At 44.4% G+C, this 6,337-nt stretch carries 6 protein-coding genes and 1 pseudogene; all 7 read left to right on the forward strand.

The window, feature by feature from the left end:
* Nucleotides 1–124: 124 nt before the first annotated feature.
* Entirely contained in the window at nt 125–925 is an 801-nt protein-coding gene (locus V7D75_RS07555) for a transporter substrate-binding domain-containing protein (RefSeq protein ID WP_333614072.1), read from the forward strand.
* Between the two features lie 137 nt (nt 926–1,062).
* Nucleotides 1,063–1,980 carry a transporter substrate-binding domain-containing protein gene (locus V7D75_RS07560; protein WP_333614073.1) on the forward strand — a complete coding sequence of 306 codons (918 nt, stop codon included), beginning with the start codon at nt 1,063–1,065 and terminating at the stop codon, nt 1,978–1,980.
* A 156-nt stretch (nt 1,981–2,136) separates the two neighbouring features.
* Nucleotides 2,137–3,096, forward strand: a complete 960-nt coding sequence (locus V7D75_RS07565) for an ABC transporter substrate-binding protein (protein ID WP_333614074.1) — start codon at nt 2,137–2,139, stop codon at nt 3,094–3,096.
* 424 nt (nt 3,097–3,520) lie between these two features.
* A complete protein-coding gene (locus V7D75_RS07570) occupies nt 3,521–4,267 on the forward strand; it encodes an ABC transporter permease (protein ID WP_333614075.1) in 747 nt (248 codons plus the stop codon).
* Between the two features lie 12 nt (nt 4,268–4,279).
* Nucleotides 4,280–5,005 carry an ABC transporter permease gene (locus V7D75_RS07575; RefSeq protein ID WP_068405992.1) on the forward strand — a complete coding sequence of 242 codons (726 nt, stop codon included), beginning with the start codon at nt 4,280–4,282 and terminating at the stop codon, nt 5,003–5,005.
* Between the two features lie 179 nt (nt 5,006–5,184).
* Nucleotides 5,185–5,814 carry a fumarylacetoacetate hydrolase family protein gene (locus V7D75_RS07580; protein ID WP_442968937.1) on the forward strand — a complete coding sequence of 210 codons (630 nt, stop codon included), beginning with the start codon at nt 5,185–5,187 and terminating at the stop codon, nt 5,812–5,814.
* A gap of 274 nt (nt 5,815–6,088) precedes the next feature.
* Nucleotides 6,089–6,337: pseudogene (locus V7D75_RS07585) on the forward strand (hypothetical protein); the annotation flags it as partial.

Genomic DNA, 6,337 nt, shown 5'->3' on the forward strand with positions numbered 1-6,337 from the left:
TAGGCAGTCGCAACTGGCGTCTGCCTATGTCTTTATGTTCATTGACTTGCTTATCTGGCAGGGACGTCAGAGAACAAAATATCAGAACCCTATATCAAAAACCTCATCAGAATTTAAGGAATGTATGATGTCGAATTCTCGCCTATTGTGGTCATCGATGACCTTCACCGCTGCGCTTATGCTTGGCGCTTGTAGTCAGCCTGCTAATGACGCTACTGATACCAACGCTGATGCCCCTGCCGCAGAAACGGCCGGCAAGACCATTCGTATCGCCACTGAGGGCGCATATCCTCCTTTTAACTATACCAATGCCGATGGCAGCTTGGCGGGATTCGATATCGACGTCGCCAATGCCTTATGTGCGCAAATGCAAGCCAAATGTGAAATCGTTGCTCAAGATTGGGACGGTATTATTCCAGGTCTATTGGCGCAAAAATACGATGCCGTCATCGCTGGTATGTCTATCACTGAAGAGCGCCAAGAAAAGGTTGATTTTAGCGAGCCGTACTTTGCCAATACCATGGTTTGGCTTACCGATACCAAAAGTGGCTTTGACCCCAAATCCATTAAAAATCTAACGCTTGGTGGTCAGCGCTCAACGACACCTGGCGCGTATTTACAAGACAATTATGAAGGTAAAGACGGCAACACCGTCAAGCTTTATGATAATTATGACAATGCTTACTTAGACCTAAAATCTGGTCGTAGCGATGCGGTACTTGCCGAAAAAGTCTCTGCCAAATCATGGTTAGCGGACAATCCAGAAGGTTTTGGTATCGTGGGTGATGAGATTGATAACGACGATAATATTGCCATTGCTGTCCGTAAAGGTGACTCAATCAAAGACGACTTCAATAAAGCGCTGAGCGAAATCCGTAGCAACGGTGAGCTTGCCCGTCTTGAGCAAGAAAACTTCGGTCAGTAATTTGCTTGATGCGCTTTGCGAGAAGTCTTTAACCGATAGCTATTAGTCAACAGACGGTTTCGATAAGCGCTGATTAACCAATGTCTGACCCATTGCGGATGAATAACGGCTGGTAAATATATTAAGGAATAACCTCTATGATCACTTCAATGACCTCATCAATCAGCAAAAAAGCGCTATGGCTTGCGCCACTTAGTGCAGCGATGCTGCTGCTTGCTGCTTGTAACAACAGCTCAACGCCTACAGAAAATACGGACGCCACTGCTACAAGCGATGCCCCTTTACATATAAAAATCGCCACAGAATCAAGCTATAAGCCTTTTAGCTATACCGACGCCGATGGTAAATTAATTGGCTACGAGATTGAGCTGGTAGACGCTTTATGTGCGCAAATGAAAGCTGAATGTGAAGTTATCTCGCAAGATTGGGACGGCCTCATTCCAGGGCTAAATGCACAGAAATTTGATGCGGCCATCGCTGGCATGTCAATCACGCCTGAGCGTAAAGAAGTCGTAGAATTTAGCGACCCGTACTTTCATACTGGTATCATCCTCATCGGTAAAAAAGGCGATGATATTAGCGTCGATGGCCTAAAAGGTCAGCCTGTTGCTTCACAATATCTGCAAGAAAAACATGCCGACTCTGACATCAAGCTTTATGACACTCAAGACAATGCTTATTTAGACCTAACCTCAGGTCGCGTCCGTGCCATGATGTCTGATAAAGTCACCGGTATCGACTGGTTAAAAACCGAAGCCGGTAAAGACTACGAGGTCAAAGGTCAAGAGATCAGCACCAGCGATGATGCGATGGGTATTGCCTTCCGTAAAGGCGATCCATTGGTTGCCAAGTTTAATAAAGCGTTGGCTGAACTAAAAGATAATGGCACTTATGACCAAATCACTGGTAGCTATTTTGGTACCAGCTCAACGGCGGCGGCGCAACAAGCAGTAGCGACTGAGGGTGTCAAAGAAGTAGTCGTGGTTGATGATGGTAATGTCGATGCCAATGCAGTGATTGCCAAAGAAGAGCAAGCAGAAACGGCGACTAATTAATATAGTTGTCTCTAATAGTTTATTAGATAAGCGCTGATTTTAATAAAGCACGTTTTGACTAAAGCGTGCTTTATGCCGTTTATAATATTTTGCTAAGTAACGATATTAAGTACCAATGCCAATTAATAATGCCAAATAACAATATCAAGGATGATTATGAGCAACCATCTTCTTTTAGCCCCTATGTCTAGTACGTCCTCTGTTACCTCATCCGCTAGTAAGCACTTGTTAAAGACAAAATCGATGCTAGCCTTAGCGGCACTATTGGCTTTAGCGGGCTGTAGTAATGGTCAAAATGAGACTAACGAAAGCGCGAGCTCGGATACGACTAAAACGTCAGAAGCGGCTGATAATAATGGCGCTGCGAGCGACGATGATAATGTACTACGTATTGGTACCGAAGGCGCTTATGCCCCTTTTAATTACACCAATGCCGATGGCACGCTTGGCGGCTTCGATGTTGAAATCGCCAATGCTATTTGTGACGATTTACAGATGACTTGTGAAATCATAGCGCAAGATTGGGACGGTATTATTCCGGGGCTTAAAGCGGGTAAATATGATGCCATCGTCGCGGCGATGTCGGTCACGCCAGAGCGTGCAAAGCAAGTGGCCTTTACTGATCCGTATTTTAGCAATGCCTTGGTTTTTTTAGCCAAAAAAGACAGCAGTTTTGATCCTGCCAATAGCAGCGATATCGATGCGCATTCTATTGCTGCGCAGCGCTCGACCATCTCTTCGCAGTGGTTAGAAAACGCTTATCCAAAAGCTGATATGAAGCTTTATGACACCTTAAGTAATGCCTTTTTGGATTTGGGTTCTGGTCGCGTTGATGCCATGATATCTGACAAACTCCCAGCGCTAGAGTGGCTTGGCTCAGCATCAGGCAGCAATTATGCAATCAAAGGCGATGAGATAGATATCAATGATAATTTTGCGATTGCCGTACGTCCTAACGATGAAGCCTTGCAAGCCAAAATTAATAAATCTTTGGCCAATCTAAAGTCCAATGGCACGTATGATAAAATCAATCAAAAATATTTTGCCGTACCAGCTAAGGCGGTAATCACTGAGACAGCATCAACCGAACCAACGGTAGAAAAGGCAGCGCAATAAGCACTTATTCTCATCGTTATATTAATCACAGTTTTCTCTATTTAGTGGTAAACGTGAAGTCATAAAAGCAAAAAGACATTACCATCAGGGTGATGTCTTTTTGCTTTTTTATCGTTATTGCTGGTCAACTTTTATCAAATAGCACTGATTTTTTTACTATTTATCCTGATAAGTGCCTATTTAGGCAGCGCTTTTATGCGTGAGTATTAACATAGCTGGCAGCGAATATGATAAAATCAGCGCTCATTTCTACTGTGTCAATTTCCGCCGCCGTAATCGTATGAATATCACGTCATTCTATGACGCAAAAAACCGCCATCTATGCGGTTGGTCATACGACTATTCGCAGCGCTCAGCTATTGATGCTGATTCTTTTAACTCATATTTTGCAACTTGCTAATATAAAGAGACTGAGTGGATAATTGTGTTTGATTTACAAGGATTTGGCGCGCTATTACTAAGCGGCGCTACCGTCACTATAAAGCTTGCGTTGACCAGTCTGGTCATCGGTATGGCGTTAGGCTTGCTTGGCGCGACCGCCAAGATGTCCAATGTCTGGCTGCTGCGTAAGCTTGCGACGGTCTATACTGCCACGATGCGCGGCATCCCTGAGCTGTTATTGGTGCTGTTTATTTATTACGGCGGCTCGATATTGCTCATGAGCATCCTCAAAAAGTTCGGCTATAACGACTATATCGAGATTAGCGCGTTTTGGGGCGGGGTGATGGCGTTATCAATTGCTTTTGGTGCTTACGCGACCGAAATTTTTCGCATGTCCATTCAAGAGATTCCAATAGGGCAAAGAGAAGCGGCGCAAGCGATTGGCATGCGACCTTTTCAGACTTTTTATCGTATTACCTTGCCACAAGTCTGGCAGATTGCACTGCCAGGTCTCGGCAATTTGTTTTTGGTATTGCTTAAAGATACGGCCTTGGTGTCGGTCGTCGGTCTCAAAGATATCATGTATCAATCGTCGCGCGCGGCGCAGTCGACACAGCAGCCGTTTACGTTTTATATGGCAGCGGCGATTATTTATTTGGGTCTGACCATGTTGATTACTGGTTTTATGATGTGGCTTGAGTGGCGTGCCAATCCGGCGGCGCGTTATGCTAAAAAGCTCAGCCGTCAAACCCACTATCAAACCACTCAAAGTCAATCGACCATAGGGTAGAGGAGAGTTACTATGGATTGGAATTGGCAGGTCATTTTTGACCATATCCCTGATTTAATGAGCGGCGCGGTATTGACTGTCCAGCTCGTTGTATTCTCGGGTATTATTGGGTTGTTTTTTGGTTTGATTTTGGCATTATTGCGCCTGTCCAAAAATTGGCTGGTGCAAGTATTACCATTTTTATATATCTTCTTTTTCCGTGGCACGCCGCTACTGGTACAGATATTTTTGATTTATTATGGGCTGGGGCAGTTCGAAGCGGTACGTAACTCGTTTTTATGGGAGCCAGTACTTAGCCAAGCTTATTGGTGTGCCATCATCGCCTTTACCCTTAATACCAGCGCCTATTTGGCAGAGATTATTCGCGGTGCAATCCAAAATATTCCTGTGGGCGAGCTTGAAGCCGCCGATGCCATTGGCATGTCAAAATGGCAGAAGCTGACGCGTATTACCTTACCGCGCGCTTTTGGCATTGTGATTCCTGCTTACAGTAATGAAGTTATCTTTATGCTAAAGGGAAGTGCGCTGGCATCCACCATTGCGTTGATGGATATCACGGGCGTTGCGCGTACGATTAGTGCGCGTACTTATACCTTGATGGAATTGTTCTTTGCGGCCGGTGTTGTTTATCTGCTGCTATCGTGGGTGATTTTATTTAGCTTTAGATTGTTTGAAAAACGTATGAATCGTCACGCCAGCTATGTGCCGCCAGACGTGGTTACCAATACCATTCCTTAACAGTAGGCACGGCAAAATAAAAAAGCTATAGTGGTCATAAATTAAAAAATCGGCCGTAAGGAAACTGTATGAGCTCATCGCCCCATATGTCCATCGCTAATGCTATTATTGGTAATGTGAAAGATACTGCTGGCACCACTGATACCAATAGCGATACCAGCATTGATAATAGCGAACGTCTGCGTACTTCTATCGGTAAAGTAGTATGTGTTGGGCGCAACTATGCGGCGCATGCGCAGGAGTTGGACAATGAAGTGCCTAGCGCGCCGATGCTATTTATGAAACCTGCCTCTTCGGTGGTATCTATCCATCAGGGCGTTGAGCGCCCAAACCTTGCCATCTTTGGCGAAACCCACTATGAAGCTGAGCTTTGTATTCAGCTGGCAACAGACTTATCAAAAGCCACGCTTGCAGAAGTGAAACAAGCTATTGGTGGCGTGACCTTGGGGCTTGATTTGACCTTGCGTGAGCTACAAACTGAGCTGAAAGAAAAAGGTCATCCTTGGGAGCGCGCTAAGTGCTTTGATGGCGCTTGTGTGCTTGCTGACTGGCTCGATGCAAATGCCTTTGGCGACTTCAGAAACGTCCATTATCAGTTAAATATTAATAACGAACTCAAGCAAGACGGCGATAGCGCCTTGATGCTATTTCCCGTTTATGAGTTATTGGTCAATATCAGTCATGCTTTTAGTTTGCAAGCAGGCGACGTTATTATGACAGGGACGCCAAGCGGCGTTGGCGCTTTACATGCGGGTGATGTATTGACTTTAAAATTAGGCGCTCATCAGTGGCAGACAGAGGTTAAATAAGTTTTTGACCAGCTATTTAACCTAATTATCTTAATGAATAATACAAACCTCAGAGTAAATCTGGGGTTTTTTTTATTTATGTCTAGCGCCGTAGTAGTATTTTTATATGCAAATATATATCCATATTAGGATATATATTGATAAAAAACAAACCTTTACGTGCTTGTGAGCATTTTAACCATAAAAATACCTGATAGTTAAATCATTTTCTTCTGTTTATGGCATTTACAGGCTAGTATGGCAACTATCCTTAATCGCTTGCTGTAGCAATACTATGCCCAATCCAAGACCTATAGAAACCATACACGATTTATTTGCGACCACTCGGCGCCCCTCTGATGATGAATTGGGCGCAAAAGCAGACTTTCAAGACGATGTCTATGAAGCGCTAGCAAAACTTGACTATATTTATGTTGATGAGCTGGTCGCCGAAAATGTCGATAACAGCGTAATAAAACCACATCAACCCATCTCTTTGGTGGATTTTTTCGAAGGGTTGGCGCAGCTTGCCACCATGGGCGTG

Origin of the sequence: Psychrobacter sp., assembly GCF_036731945.1 — a bacterium.
In the GTDB taxonomy this organism is placed as follows: domain Bacteria; phylum Pseudomonadota; class Gammaproteobacteria; order Pseudomonadales; family Moraxellaceae; genus Psychrobacter.

Excerpts from the sequence above, each read along its gene's own strand:
- V7D75_RS07555 (WP_333614072.1), top strand. The coding sequence starts at position 125 with ATGATGTCGAATTCTCGCCTATTGTGGTCATCGATGACCTTCACCGCT.
- V7D75_RS07560 (WP_333614073.1), top strand. The coding sequence starts at position 1,063 with ATGATCACTTCAATGACCTCATCAATCAGCAAAAAAGCGCTATGGCTT.
- V7D75_RS07565 (WP_333614074.1), top strand. The coding sequence starts at position 2,137 with ATGAGCAACCATCTTCTTTTAGCCCCTATGTCTAGTACGTCCTCTGTT.
- V7D75_RS07575 (WP_068405992.1), top strand. The coding sequence starts at position 4,280 with ATGGATTGGAATTGGCAGGTCATTTTTGACCATATCCCTGATTTAATG.